12 protein-coding genes are annotated in these 14,007 nt (G+C 34.9%); 1 reads left to right on the forward strand and 11 read right to left on the reverse strand.

Translation table 11 applies throughout. The features are described from left to right. Positions 1–15: 15 nt before the first annotated feature. Positions 16–333 (forward strand): hypothetical protein, encoded by a 318-nt coding sequence (locus ACERII_RS23395; protein WP_373645399.1) that lies wholly within the window; start codon positions 16–18, stop codon positions 331–333. Between the two features lie 349 nt (positions 334–682). Here the strand turns inward: ACERII_RS23395 and ACERII_RS23400 are convergent, their stop codons facing one another. The 11 genes from ACERII_RS23400 to ACERII_RS23450 form a co-directional block, all read right to left on the reverse strand. After that, positions 683–1,348, reverse strand: coding sequence for a TVP38/TMEM64 family protein (locus tag ACERII_RS23400; protein ID WP_373645400.1), 666 nt, complete (start codon positions 1,346–1,348; stop codon positions 683–685). Between the two features lie 36 nt (positions 1,349–1,384). Further along, positions 1,385–2,113 carry a ZIP family metal transporter gene (locus ACERII_RS23405; RefSeq protein WP_373645401.1) on the reverse strand — a complete coding sequence of 243 codons (729 nt, stop codon included), beginning with the start codon at positions 2,111–2,113 and terminating at the stop codon, positions 1,385–1,387. A 26-nt stretch (positions 2,114–2,139) separates the two neighbouring features. Next, positions 2,140–3,024, reverse strand: coding sequence for an ABC transporter permease (locus ACERII_RS23410; protein WP_373645402.1), 885 nt, complete (start codon positions 3,022–3,024; stop codon positions 2,140–2,142). Then, positions 3,024–3,971: an ABC transporter permease subunit gene (locus ACERII_RS23415; RefSeq protein ID WP_373645404.1), complete on the reverse strand. Its 948-nt coding sequence runs from the start codon at positions 3,969–3,971 to the stop codon at positions 3,024–3,026. The genes ACERII_RS23410 and ACERII_RS23415 overlap by 1 nt, the downstream gene beginning before the upstream one ends. Before the next feature lie 243 nt (positions 3,972–4,214). Further along, positions 4,215–5,462, reverse strand: coding sequence for a 2-oxoglutarate dehydrogenase complex dihydrolipoyllysine-residue succinyltransferase (odhB, locus tag ACERII_RS23420; protein WP_373645405.1), 1,248 nt, complete (start codon positions 5,460–5,462; stop codon positions 4,215–4,217). Next, complete coding sequence (locus tag ACERII_RS23425) at positions 5,459–8,296, reverse strand: 2-oxoglutarate dehydrogenase E1 component (protein ID WP_373645406.1); 2,838 nt, start codon at positions 8,294–8,296, stop codon at positions 5,459–5,461. The genes odhB and ACERII_RS23425 overlap by 4 nt, the downstream gene beginning before the upstream one ends. 571 nt (positions 8,297–8,867) lie before the next feature. Further along, positions 8,868–9,542: an SOS response-associated peptidase gene (locus tag ACERII_RS23430; protein WP_373645407.1), complete on the reverse strand. Its 675-nt coding sequence runs from the start codon at positions 9,540–9,542 to the stop codon at positions 8,868–8,870. Positions 9,543–9,551: 9 nt separating this feature from the next. Next, positions 9,552–10,712 (reverse strand): aminotransferase A, encoded by a 1,161-nt coding sequence (locus ACERII_RS23435; protein ID WP_373645408.1) that lies wholly within the window; start codon positions 10,710–10,712, stop codon positions 9,552–9,554. Between the two features lie 42 nt (positions 10,713–10,754). Further along, a complete protein-coding gene (locus ACERII_RS23440) occupies positions 10,755–11,261 on the reverse strand; it encodes a hypothetical protein (RefSeq protein WP_373645409.1) in 507 nt (168 codons plus the stop codon). A gap of 150 nt (positions 11,262–11,411) precedes the next feature. Further along, complete coding sequence (locus ACERII_RS23445) at positions 11,412–12,593, reverse strand: alpha/beta hydrolase (RefSeq protein WP_373645410.1); 1,182 nt, start codon at positions 12,591–12,593, stop codon at positions 11,412–11,414. 204 nt (positions 12,594–12,797) lie between these two features. Beyond that, a complete protein-coding gene (locus ACERII_RS23450) occupies positions 12,798–13,940 on the reverse strand; it encodes a D-alanyl-D-alanine carboxypeptidase family protein (RefSeq protein WP_373645411.1) in 1,143 nt (380 codons plus the stop codon). Positions 13,941–14,007: the final 67 nt, after the last annotated feature.

Consider the following 14,007-nt stretch of genomic DNA (forward strand, 5'->3'; position numbering starts at 1 on the left):
AAAAGGACTGTTTACATGAGGGACTACTTTGTTTTACTATTTTTCTTTCTAATTGGATTATTTTATTTGTTTTATTCTACAGCTATGATCAATGCTTACCCATATTTTATGGTAGCAACATTTGTACTTGCACTCAGTCTAGGGATTTTCTTTCTCTTCCTCCCCCATATGACTAAGTCATGGTTTATTAGACTAATCGTTGTTAATATTGCAGTGATTGTATTTATTCCAATTATAGAAGGAATGGATTGGTTAGGCTTTACTGTCCTCTACCTTGCCATCATTTCATTTTTATTCATTGGCTACTCTTTTTATATAAGAAAACACAAGTGAACCATTTACACAGCCTTTATTAGTAACACATTCCAGACCAAAAATTTCACACCATAAGATTGAAAATACACTATTATATGCTTTAGTAACAATAACTTTATATGGAATAAGCGAATGCCCACGGAACTCCAGTGGGAAGTAGAGTAGAGTAGAGGCGAGACACCGCAGAGCGGAGACAGGATGTCGACATGACGCCGTTGCCCACAGGACGTGGGCACGTGCTTAGACGGAATTCCTCGAGGAGGCTTGCCTATTAGGGAGTTGGCAATAGCGAATGGAATAGAAACCAACAAAGTTGGTCATAATAGATAAGTTTGACTACCATGAACCCAGGTATTTTCAGTGTAGACTACTTAAGTTTTCTCATTAAAAAATCGATAGATATATTTTTCTTCTCTAATTTCTTTCGTATAAGATATGGAATCATGAAAGCAAAAAGGAACATAAAAATAGTAATGGCAATCATTCCCCAGTCTGCATGAACAAAACTTGCACCGAAAAAATTAAAAGCCAATGTTCCAGGAATAATCCCAATCATTGTAGCTAGAATATAATGCCGATATTCTATTCGAGACAATCCTGATAGATAGCTAATTAAATCAAAATTAATGATTGGAAGAATTCGTAAGGTTAACACATAATAAAAGCTATTCTCTTCAATTTTATTTTGAATGATCTCCCCTTTACCTCTCCATTGTTTCTGAACAATACCATCCCCAAATTTTCTTACTACTAAAAAAGAGATGGATGCTCCAATTAATGAACCAATATATGTAACAATTGGCCCTAAAAGAGGTCCAAAGGAAAGACCTCCTGCGATGCCAAATAAAGATGCTGGAAAAAGAATAAATGGACGTATTGTTAACATTACAATAAAAACGATTGGAGCCAGCCAGCCAAAAGACAGCACTGTGCGTTGAATATCCACTGGATTAAATTGCAAATAGGAGTGATTTAACCATAGTAATAAAATGATGATACATAGAAAAACGAGAATTTTGATCTTACTAGGCATTGTTTAAACTCCTTTTTTGTTTCCTTATCCCACACATTAAAATATTTGAGTTAACCAAAGCATTCCTAGTAAACCAAAAATAAAAGCGTAGGTTGAGCTTAATGCATGTCCATCTCCATGGCTTTCAGGAATCAATTCTTTATAAACTATATACAGCATAGATCCTGCAGCAAATGCCAGTCCAATGGGAACTAAAAATGATACATATGCAGTTAATGCATATCCAATGATTGCTGCAATAAATTCAAGTATACCTGTGAAGAGAGCTATTAAAAAGGCATATCTTTTTTTTATATTTTGCTGAATTAAAAACAATGCAACAAGAAATCCTTCTGGCATGTTTTGTAATCCAATGGCAAACGCAATTAATGGTCCGAGACCCTCAACTCCACTAGCATAACTTACACCAACGGATAAACCTTCGGGAAGATTATGTAATGAAATGGCAGCAATGATTAACATTGACTTTTGATCAACTTCTATAGACGTATTTTTATGACTTAAATCAATATGAGGTATATTCTGCTCTAACAAAGTTAATAGCAAAACTCCTAATAGTATTCCAAGCGTCACAATTTGAAGATTGGAATATGCTAATGCTTCAGGAATAAGTTCAAATGCAGATGCAGATACCATTACCCCTGCTGTAAATGCTAATAAAACATCGCGAAATTTATGTGTAACTCGACTAAACAATAAAGCGGGTATTGCCCCAACACCTGTTGCTAAAGCCGAAAGCGCACTGCCAATAAGGAAATCCATCAATATCCTCCATCATCTCTCACCAAAAATTATGATTTCAAATTCGAGAAGTATTTTTTTAATGATTCCGCGCATAACTGGAATGTAAACATTGCAAATGTAATAGCTCCTATAGGCGCGAGGGGGATCCAAAACTCATCTCTAATATGATCCCTTGTATCAGCTAGCATGGATCCCCATGTTCCAAAACGATTTTGCACCTCAACTGGCCCAGCCTCCATTGTAAAATATTCCTGTGAGATAAACATAGATAAGAAACCTAATTGACCAAGTAAGAGCATCACCTTGGATAACTCTAGCATAAATAAAATCACTATAGATGGACCTATATTTCTTATATCATATTTTCTTAAACGTAACCAAAAAGTTGAGCCAATCATCTTGGAAGCTTCATAATATGGTTGTTGATAATAACTATGTATCTCGTTACTAAATATGTATGACAGTCTTCCAACTTCTATTAATACAATGAATGCAATTATAAATATCATACGCCAAGGCGATACTTCTACTATTGCCAAATTCATAAATAATATGACCAAAAATAAAATAGGTAATGCAGAAAGATAGTGATGTGCCTTTTCCATTAGCCAATAAAGAACCCCTTTTTTGTTTTTAACAACAAAACCAATGCATAAAGCGATACTAAATCGCAACACTACTATAGTGAACACAACTATCAACGTATTTTTTCCATAAATCACAAGTTGATGAAATAAATCTCTCCCAATAATGTCTGTTCCTAACCAATGTTGTGGAGATGGTCCATACGGCGGAAATAATCTTTCTCCTTCCTCTGTGTTTATAAAAATAATTTCTTGTATTTCATTAGAATAAAAAAACGGTAATAGAAAACAAAAAAGAAGTAATAAACTAGAGCAAAATGTAGAGATAAGGTATAGTGGCTGTTTCACTAGTTTAGCCTCCTATCTAAATAACTAGAAAGAATGGATTGTATGATGTGAGCGAAAAAACTTACAAGTAAAAAACAGGCAAATAACCAAATGATAACTGGTACTTCGAAAGCACCATCGGAAGAAATGGAACGGTATCCTCCACGTATAGATGCCCCATGAAATCCCATTGCTTGGTACAACCTCATTGCTGCTCCTCTCATATAGAACATATATTCAAATATTAATAGATTTCCAATTACCATCACCATAACAGTATGTATATGTCTTACCATTCGATTCATTATGTTCATCCACTGATGTTTCCATAAAACAATAAAAGGTGTTATTCCCTTACTTTTAGCTGTGACAATATACCTTTTATTTTCTTCCTCACCAAGTAAAGGCGCTATTATAAGAGCTAAGAACGCACTTGGAAAAAGGGAGACAATAAACATAGCAATGAGATAATTATGTATATCATCGTATCCATAAAACGAAAAAGACGGAAAACCCCAGCGAAATAATTGAAATAGTAACATCTGTATTAATATGTAAAAAAAGAAGTCCGGTAGTGCTTGTAAACTCCAAACAAAAGAAGATGATACTTTTCCTATTTTCTTCCCTTTCAGTGCAAAGATACAGGTTCCTAAAATTACACCTAATAAAAGAGATAAACTAAATGCTCCAATAATAACAGGTAAACTTCGCTCTAGAAAGTATAAACTGATATCATTCATTACTGGTTGATCATATATGTTTAACCCTAAATCACCTCTGAATAAATGAAAGAGAAAAGATTTAATATTACCAGCGTATTGAGACCACACTATCGAAAAATTCCTCTCGACATGATAATCATGTGAAATGAAAACAACACCTCTTGGCAGCAAAGCTAGCAAAGTAATCGTTATAAAAAGAACTAAATACGTAATAACAATAGCGAATTGGTTTGTTATTTTCCCCATTTAAATACCTACCTTCAGATATTTTTTGAATATTTTTTAATTTTAATTTTTTTATTAATAGTAACATAATAAAAATTAGGAAGAAATAGTAAACCAATAGATTTAGAGTTCTTACTACTTTCGGATTTAAACTTAGATTTTACTATTACTCGCACTCCTTTCAATTACCCTTAAACAAAGCTATTGAATATAAAAAAGAAGACGTAACAGCATACAAGCTGTGTACGTCTCCTTTTATGAATATTACCCTTCCAACAATAACGATTCTGGATCCTCTATTAATTCTTTTACTTTTACGAGAAAACCTACTGCGTCTTTTCCATCAATAATTCGATGGTCATAAGATAATGCGATATACATCATTGGACGATTTTCAAAGCGTTCATCGTCAATTGCAACTGGACGCATTTGTACTTTATGCATTCCTAAGATACCCACTTGAGGTGTATTTAAAATTGGTGTAGACCATAAGGAACCAAATACGCCACCATTGGTAATAGTAAATGTTCCACCTTGTAAATCATCAATGGCTAACTTCTTTTTATGAGCTTTTTCAGCTAAACCTCCAATTTCTTTTTCAATACCCGCAAAATCAAGTCGATCTGCATCTCTTACAACAGGTACAACTAATCCATCTTCTGTAGATACCGCCACTCCAATATCAAAGAATTTCTTTAATACTATTTCATCACCTTGAATCTCAGCATTAACATAAGGATATTTTTTTAATGCTCCAATTACTGCTTTTGTAAAGAATGACATAAAGCCTAACTTCACACCATTATTTTCAAGAAACTTATCTTTACGACGTTTTCGTAAATCCATTAAATTAGTCATATCAACTTCATTAAATGTTGTTAACATTGCAGCAGTTTGTTGAGCTTCTACTAGACGCTTTGCAATGGTTTGACGTCTACGAGACATACGAATTCTTTCCACTGGTTTAGTAGGATTTTCTTGTATAGCTTCCTTATTCTCTTTCTTTTCTATTGTATTTTGTTTCGGTTTTTCCCCATGTTCGATGATATCCCCTTTTGTTACTCTTCCTAACGGATCTCTTGGAGATATGGATTGGAGATCAATTCCCTTTTCTCGAGCTAGCTTCCTTGCAGACGGTGTTGCAATCGGCCTAGAACTACTCGAGAAAGATTGTTTTATCTCTTCCGGTTTCTCTTCGCTTTTGGGTTGTTTCGTTTCTGCTTGTTCTTCTACATTTTTATCTGAAGTATTGTCGTTTTCTACATCCTCTTTATTACTTGATGTATCAATCTTCGCTATCACATCTCCAACTTTGACTATATCTCCTGGTTGAGCAAGTACTTCTGTTAAAATTCCAGCTTCGTCCGCTGCAATTTCTACGTTCACTTTATCTGTTTCCAATTCAACAAGGTTGTCACCTTTTTCAATATATTCACCTATTTTTTTCAACCACTCAGCTACTGTTCCTTCTGTAACCGATTCAGCTAATTCTGGAACCTTTACTTCTATCATTCCTCATCTCCCCCTTCATTGATACGAGTTAATGCTTCATTAATTATCCGTTGCTGTTCTTTTTTATGTGTTTTTGGATCACCTTCAGCAGTACTTGAACGACGACGTCTTCCAATATATTGTATCTCGATTTTATCATTTGCTAACTCTCGTAAATGCGCTAAAGCATAATGCCAAGCGCCCATATTTCTAGGTTCTTCCTGTACCCACGACCATTCATCGACATTTGGATATTGTTCTAATAGACCTTTCACAATATTTTTAGGGAATGGATACAATTCTTCTACCCTTGCTATATGAACCCAATCAAGGTTTTCATAATTATTTAATGCATCTTCTAAGTCAACAGAAACCTTTCCTGAACAAAATACTATTCGCTTTACTTTATCAGGATGTTTTCCTAATCCTTCTTGCATAATAACTGGATGGAATTGGTTTTCCGATAAATCTATCGGACTTGAAGAAACTCGTTCGTTTCTTAATAGACTTTTCGGTGTCATGATAACAAGTGGTCTTACTTCATCTTTTCCTAATAGCATAGCTTGTCGTCTTAATATATGAAAATATTGACTAGACTTTGTTAAGTTTGCTACATGCCAATTGTTTTCCGCTGCTAATTGTAGGAATCGTTCTAATCTTCCACTTGAGTGCTCTGGACCCTGGCCCTCATATCCATGTGGCAATAATAATACTAGCCCAGACTTTTGCCCCCATTTTGCTCTACCTGCTGAAATGAATTGATCAAAAATAACTTGTGCTCCATTAGAAAAGTCTCCATATTGAGCTTCCCAAAGAGTTAATGTTTCAGGAGCGTGAACTGTATATCCATATTCAAATCCCACACATGCCCCTTCTGTTAATGGACTATTATATATTGCAAATGATGCATTTACATCAGGTATTTCATGTAGAGGTGAATATTTATTATCGTTCTCGTAATCGTGTAAGATTAAATGACGTTGAGCAAAAGTTCCTCGTTCAACATCTTGACCAGTTAATCGAATCGGAGTTCCATCACGAAGAATACTAGCAAAGGCCAATGTTTCAGCCAAAGCCCAGTCTATGGTTCCTCCCTCATCTAATGCTTTCAACCTACGTTTTAAGATTTTTTCTAGTTTTGGAAAAACATTGAAGTTTTCTGGGAAATCCAACATCTGTTCATTCATACTAATTAATGTAGTGAGGTCCACTTTTGTTTCAATCCCATTTAATTTATCCTCCACTTGCTTTGGAGGTTGCATTTTCTTCTCTACAGTTTCAAGTTTCCGCTTTTTTACTTTCTCAAACTGTGTTTCAAGTCTGAATAGAAAGTCTTCCCTAAATTTAGAGATTTCTTCTTCCTCGATAATACCTTCTTCAACTAACTTTTGCCCATAAATTTCATAAGCTGTTTTATGATTTTTAATTTCTTTATATAAACTTGGTTGAGTGGCTAACGGCTCATCCATTTCGTTGTGTCCAAATCGTCGATAACCAATTAAATCAATGACAATATCATTATGGAATCTACTTCGATACATGTACGCTAAATGAATAGCAGCCAAACAAGCTTCCGTATCGTCTGCATTTACGTGAATCACAGGAACTTCAAATCCTTTTGCTAAATCACTTGCATAGCGAGTAGAACGGGAATCATTACTTGTAGTTGTGAAACCAATCATGTTGTTTGCAATAATGTGAATGGTACCACCAGTAGAATATCCATTTAATTTACTTAGATTTAACGTTTCTGCTACAATACCTTGACCAGGAAACGCTGCATCACCATGTATTAAGATCGGCATTGCATGCTTCTTGTCTTGTACAGGATATCCTGGTTTAGTTCGGTTATCTTGAGTAGCTCTTGCAAACCCTTCAACTACTGGGTTAACAAACTCAAGATGACTCGGATTGTTCGCAAGTGTTACTTTTGCTTCTACTGTACTTTCTTTTATCTCTCGATCTGCTCCTAAATGGTACTTTACATCACCAGTCCAACCAAAGTTAATACCGATAGAACCCTCTGAAGGAACCAATTCCTTGTTTGGAGCGTCATGAAACTCTGCAAAGATTTTTTCATAAGGTTTGCCTAATGAATGTGCCAATACATTTAATCTTCCTCGGTGTGCCATTCCAATTAATATTCGTTTCGTACCATCTTCTACAGATTCTCGAATTAAATCATCGAGCATCGGAATCATAGAATCCAGTCCTTCAATTGAAAAACGCTTTTGTCCTACAAATGTTTTGTGAAGAAAGTGTTCAAATCCCTCTACTTTATTTAAACGATCTAGAAGCTGGAGTCTGTTTTCCTTTGAAAAATTAGGTCGATATTCACCAGACTCCACCATTCTTATTAACCACGTTCTCTCTTCAATATCTTGCACTTGCTTAAATTCAAATGCCATCGTATTGGTATACACTTTCTTTAAATGTTCAATAGCATCATAACCATTTTTCACATGAGCAGGTGCATCCTCTGTTAATATTTCTACTGGAATCTTCTGTAGCTGTTCTTTTGATAACTGATAATCTTCTAAATTAAATAAATCACGCGTTTCTTTTTTTCCAACCGGAGTAATATTAGCTAATAAATGTCCACTTCTTCTAATAGCATCTGCCAGCTTTATTGCATTTGCAGTTGCTAGAAGGTAATCAATAGAAACCGTTTGATTTGTCTTGGTGTGGGAAGGAGTTTCTTCTGTATCTGGACCACCCCATTTTTCAAAAAATATTCGGGTGTTTTCATCAACTAATGATGGATCATTTAAGAAATTCTCATATACCTCTAACATATAACCATAGTTAGGTCCATAAAATTGGGCCCATCCTTGCTCAAAACGGATGTTGTTCATTTAATTAAAAACCTCCATTGTCATCTTTCCAACAATTTATTCTTAGTATGTTTTTGTATGCAATAATAGCAAAATAAAACACTGCTAATTACATTGTCTTTTCACCTTTAACACTATCTTGATAGGTAAAACGCTTCCACTAGATATTTTAGCACTATAAGGAAAAATCAGCAAAAGAAATTTCCTTATTTTTTTAATATTCTATCACTGTAATATCTCTAAGTAATATTATCTTACAAAGTCCATTGATATGTAATATCGAAATAATAAATACTTCTAGTCAAATGATTATTAAGAAAATCGCAAGGCGCCCCAATTCCGCCTAAGAACAGCCCACGTCCTGTGGGCACGGCGTCATGCCGACATCCTGTCTCCCGGCGAAATGCAAATGTTCTGGACGAACGAAAAGCGGAATCCGCTTGCAATCTGCGAAGAAAAATGTTCTTGCAGTTGAAAATGTTTTTTTCTTTTATCGGTCAGGTTAATTGACACGAGACGATGGCGCCTGGAGCTAGACAACTTTCTAAGTCCAAAAATGTTATACTTATCTTATAAGAAAAAACAACGTCTACTAATAGACGTTGTTTTCATTTATGGATTGAATACAAATTTCATGATCATTTTGTGGAGTATTTACTATTGTAGAGACAGGATATGCTTCCATTTCATCTTTTGGATAAGGAGAAAATAGAGATTCTACCTGCTCTTTTACCTTTAACCATTGTTCAATTTTCATTTTTGGAAGAATCACTGGCATCCTTTCATGAATCGGTCGCATGAGAGAATTAGCTTCCGTAGTTAATAATGTACAACTAATAATCTCATGATCTTTATTTTGCCATCGTTCCCATAGACCTGCAAATGCCATCGGTTCATTACTCTTAAGTTTTATATAATATGGCTGCTTTATCTTATCTGGTCCTGTCTTCCATTCATAAAATCCATTTGCCACTATGATACAATGTCTTTTTTTCACTAATGGACGAAATGATACCTTTTCTTGAATTGTTTCAGACCTAGCATTAATCATTTTATTCCCAATAGATTCCTCTTGTGCCCATCGAGGTACTAGGCCCCATTTCATATAACCTGCACGTAATCCAGTTTTTCCTTGAACCATTGTTAGCACTTGCTGACTTGGTGCAATATTATAACGAGCATATATTTCCACTTCCTCACGATTCTCCACCTCATAATAATCGAGCAAAAAATCTGGGTCTGCATACAAAGTAAAACGCCCACACACTTTCATCACCTATTTTCTAATAGATATCCAAAACCTTTCAAACCTAATCATCGCTTCTTCCAGTTCCTTCAAGCTATATGCATAGGATAAACGCACATACCCTTCGCCGTAAAGGGAAAATGCATCCCCTGGAACAACAGCTAGTTTTTGTTCTTCCAATAATTTTATGGAGAAGTCGAATGAAGATAGTTTAGATTCTGAGATACATGGAAAAACATAAAATGCCCCTTCAGGTTTCACAGTTGGAATTCCTATTTCTTTGAGACGAGATAACATATAATCTCTTCGTTCTTTATATTTCTCCTTCATGTATAATGGATCCTCAAATCCGTTAGCTAGAGCCTCAATGGCTGCAAATTGAGAGATAGATGATGCACAACTTACATTATATTGATGAACCTTTAGCATGTGTTTCATAATAGTTGCTGGTGCAAAAGCAAAGCCTATTCTCCAACCAGTCATGGAATGAGATTTAGACACTCCATTAATTACAATTGTCTTTTCTTTCATACCAGGAAATTGCGCAATTGAAACATGTTCTTGATCATAATTTAATTCAGAATATATCTCATCTGAAACCACAAACATGGATTGAGTATTTAAGTATTCGGCTAACTCTTTTCCATGTTCCAGGCTTAAAACAGCCCCTGTCGGATTAGAAGGGTAAGGTAAAACAACAGCTCGTGTTTTATCTGTACGATACTTTTCAATTTGATCTTTCGTTAATATAAAATTTGATTCCCTCGTATCAACATATATTGGTGTAGCTCCACAAAGAGTAATGATTGGTGCGTAGGCTGGGTAAGATGGGCCTGGCAAAATAACTTCTGTACCAGGGTCTAGAATAGTTCGAAATGCGACATCAATTGCCTGTGAAGCACCAATTGTTGTTAATACCTCCGAATCAGGATCATACTGCAAACCATACTTCTTCTTAACAAAATTACTTGCTGCTTTTACTAGTTCAGGCTCACCAGCATTTTTGGTATACTTCGTTTCATTATCATCAATCGCTCTCTTAGCTGCTTCTTTTATATGTTCTGGTGTTTGAAAGTCTGGTTGCCCTAACGTTAATTGTACAGCATCTGGCACAGATGCAACTCGATTAAAAAATTGCCGAATTCCTGATATTTCTATTTTTTTTACATTTTGATTTATGTACTGCTCCATAGTATTCCTCCACTTTCAACCTCTTATTAGAATGTTTATTGTTTATAGTAGTTTTATAACTAATAACATCGTTATAACATGCATTACGTATAAAATTAATGCACTAATTATCATAAAAAATAGTAAAACGTTTTTCTTCATTTGAACACAGAAATAACTTCTTACTTTGCTTATGAAAAAAAAACAGATCACTGCTACGAACAGAAAAATCAATAAAACATCAAAAATAAAAATTGATATTTGAAATGGTTCAGCTATTGTATTGTTATATAACATATACATCTCTGCAATAACGGCAGTTATTTTAGCAAGAAATAACTTACAATATACAATGACAGTGTACCACCAGCCCCATTGTTTTCGAAGTAATAGTGCGATCGTTGAAGGTATCAATAAAGCATAGGCACTATCTGATAACATAAGCAGCATAAGCCTTTCATTCATTCCCCATTCTATCCCAAGATAGAAATAGTAGATAGAAAGAATAAGAATCAAAATACATTGTATTATGGAGATGGATATAATCGTGTTCGATATAAATCTATTCACTTCAATCTCTCCTTTTTAAGAAGGCTCTGCAAAACGTTGATGCTTATTTTTACTCCAAGTCGCCCCAATTCCGTATAGAGGTTAACAGCTTTTTAAATAATCTTACTTAGAAGAAGGAGCGGGTATTTACTATTATCGCTCCTAGATTATTTACCGTTCAAACAAATTTAAGCCCATTCGCCCTAATAAATATGCTGCTATTGCAAAAGCTTCTGCTTGATCTCTAACTCGATCAACCCCTTGTGGAGGTTGTCTTACTTGTAACTCATAGGTAGATGGAATATATAACGAATCATCATGAGCATTTCTTAAAAAGGTAGAAACTTCTTGTAAGCCATATTGACCACTTTGCATGATCTCATAAAAGGAAATAAAGCCATGCATAACTCCATTGTACCTTGTAGTTCTTACAGGAACATCAAATTCTGCTAACCTTTTTCCATAAGCTTCCCCTTCATCTCGCAATGGATCAAACTCTGCAGTAATGATTAACGTTGGTGGAAGCCCACCTAAATCTTCTGCCTGTAAAGGTGATGTATAGGGATTGGACCACATCAATTCATCAGGAGTATATGTATCCCTTGCACGATACATTACAGACCTTGATAATAAATAATAACCACTATCATATATATCACGTGATGCTAACTCTACATCTAGAAACGTCGTAAGTGGATACATTAGTACTTGTGATTTTATTTCAGGTCCGTTGCGATCTCTCGACATTAACGTCATGACTGTTGCAATATTCCCACCAGCACTATCACCGACCACACTAATCGTCTCTGCATCTCCATTAAAAGTATGTGCATTCTCAACTGCCCATTGTATAGCAGAGTAACTATCTTCTACAGCTGCAGGAAAAATATGTTCAGGTGCGACACGATAACCGACTGCAATAACAACACTTCTTGTTCTAGCAGCTAATGACCGCATGATATTATCATGCGTATTTATATCACCAAAACCTCTCATGAAAGCTCCTCCATGATAGAACATGACAATTGGAAAAGGACCATCTCCTTGAGGACGATATATCCTTATAGGAATTTGTGCTTCACCCGCTACTGGAATATAAAGATCTTCCCGAAGTAATGGATTGCCTCCGCCACCACGACCGCCTGTTACTATTTTGGGAAGTTGAATATTTATATCTAATGGTACCAAATTATTATTTATTGCATGAAGTACTACAGCTGTTTTTGCTGGTAATTTCCCTTCGTCCGTTGCTTGCCATATGTATAGTGAAAGGAATATGAGAAGCACAAGAGATGTAACTAACAATGAGCCTATAATGAATAGTTTTTTCACCATTTTTCTGGCCCACTTCATTTCTGCCCCTCCCCTCTTTAAATCACCAAATATAACTAAACTTATCATTGATATCTTTTCTAGTATTTTATCACTTCAATATCTGATTACAAAATTAAAATCCTTTTTTCGACATATTCCTTTTTCAGAAAAAAATAAACTCAAGTACTTCCAATTTTATAAAAAGAAAAAGCCCTATAAAGGACTCTCTTATGAAAAATAATTCTATCGATATATAAAAAAATAAAATCCTGTTATTAAAAGCCACTCCTTCCACGAAGGTGAACTGTTTACTTCTTGATTCTTTTGGAGTTCAAGGGTTTCTACAATCTTGTCAAACGAAAAGTTAGGTAAATGTAATGGTTCTCTTTTTTCTAACTCCACAATATCAATAATCCTATTGTCTCCTTCGATAGTTACGTAACCATCTTCGGAAATAGTGTAGTGAAGTACTTCTTCCTTATAAGTTGTATACGGTAAATCATGAGGGAAAATAAAGTTGGTTAATAAAGGTTCCTCATTAAAGGAAATCCACTGTGTTTCATAATTCTCGAATCCAAATTGAAATAATGCCAGTGTATCTCTTGAAGCCGTATTTCTCGATGTGCTATTGAGTGTGACAACGATTAGTTCTGTATTGTCCACCACAGCGGCTGTTGCTAATGTATATCCTGATTGAGAAATAAATCCATTTTTTATTCCTATTATCTCTTCATGTGCCCTTAGTAATGGATGATGGTTATAAATTCGTGTTTCCCATCCTTCCCCTATCCAGTCAACAAATTCGGTTGATACTAATTGGCGGAATGTTTCATTTCCCATTGCATACGCACTTATTAACGCCATATCTTTAGCTGTTGTGTAATTGTCTTCTCCATATAAACCATGTGGATTTGAAAAATTGCTGTTTTTTACCCCAATCCTATTTTTTATAAATTGGTTCATTCTTTTTGAAAATTCCTCTACTGATCCATCAATATGTTCTGCAATAGCAATAGCAGCATCATTTCCTGAACTAACCATCAAGCCATGCAATAACTGCTCCAATGTAACCTGTTCATCTTCAAGTAAATAAACACGAGTTCCAATAGCACGTATAGCCTTGTTACTTACTGTAACAATTTCAGAAAGGTCCTGTGTTTCAATCGCAATAATAGCTGTTACAATTTTTGTTAAACTTGCAGGATACATTTTATTATCTGCATTTTTTTCGTAAATCAATTCCCCAGTAGTACGGTCCATTAAAATTGCAGCTTCACTATTCAGATTTGGATTCCCTTGTGCATTCGAAGTTATAGGTATGATTATCAAAGAAATACTTAAGGTTAAAATAGTAAATATAAAGATTGCATTATTCCAATTCCTCATCCTGATCACCTGAGTTGTATAATTTATATGAATAATTTGTATTTTTTATAAACACGTTTATATTAAA

This window comes from Evansella sp. AB-rgal1, from assembly GCF_041820985.1.
GTDB lineage: Bacteria > Bacillota > Bacilli > Bacillales > Salisediminibacteriaceae > Evansella.

Excerpts from the sequence above, each read along its gene's own strand:
- ACERII_RS23395 (WP_373645399.1), top strand. The coding sequence starts at position 16 with ATGAGGGACTACTTTGTTTTACTATTTTTCTTTCTAATTGGATTATTT.
- ACERII_RS23400 (WP_373645400.1), bottom strand. The coding sequence starts at position 1,348 with ATGCCTAGTAAGATCAAAATTCTCGTTTTTCTATGTATCATCATTTTA.
- ACERII_RS23415 (WP_373645404.1), bottom strand. The coding sequence starts at position 3,971 with ATGGGGAAAATAACAAACCAATTCGCTATTGTTATTACGTATTTAGTT.
- odhB (WP_373645405.1), bottom strand. The coding sequence starts at position 5,462 with ATGATAGAAGTAAAGGTTCCAGAATTAGCTGAATCGGTTACAGAAGGA.
- ACERII_RS23425 (WP_373645406.1), bottom strand. The coding sequence starts at position 8,296 with ATGAACAACATCCGTTTTGAGCAAGGATGGGCCCAATTTTATGGACCT.
- ACERII_RS23435 (WP_373645408.1), bottom strand. The coding sequence starts at position 10,712 with ATGGAGCAGTACATAAATCAAAATGTAAAAAAAATAGAAATATCAGGA.
- ACERII_RS23445 (WP_373645410.1), bottom strand. The coding sequence starts at position 12,593 with ATGAAGTGGGCCAGAAAAATGGTGAAAAAACTATTCATTATAGGCTCA.
- ACERII_RS23450 (WP_373645411.1), bottom strand. The coding sequence starts at position 13,940 with ATGAGGAATTGGAATAATGCAATCTTTATATTTACTATTTTAACCTTA.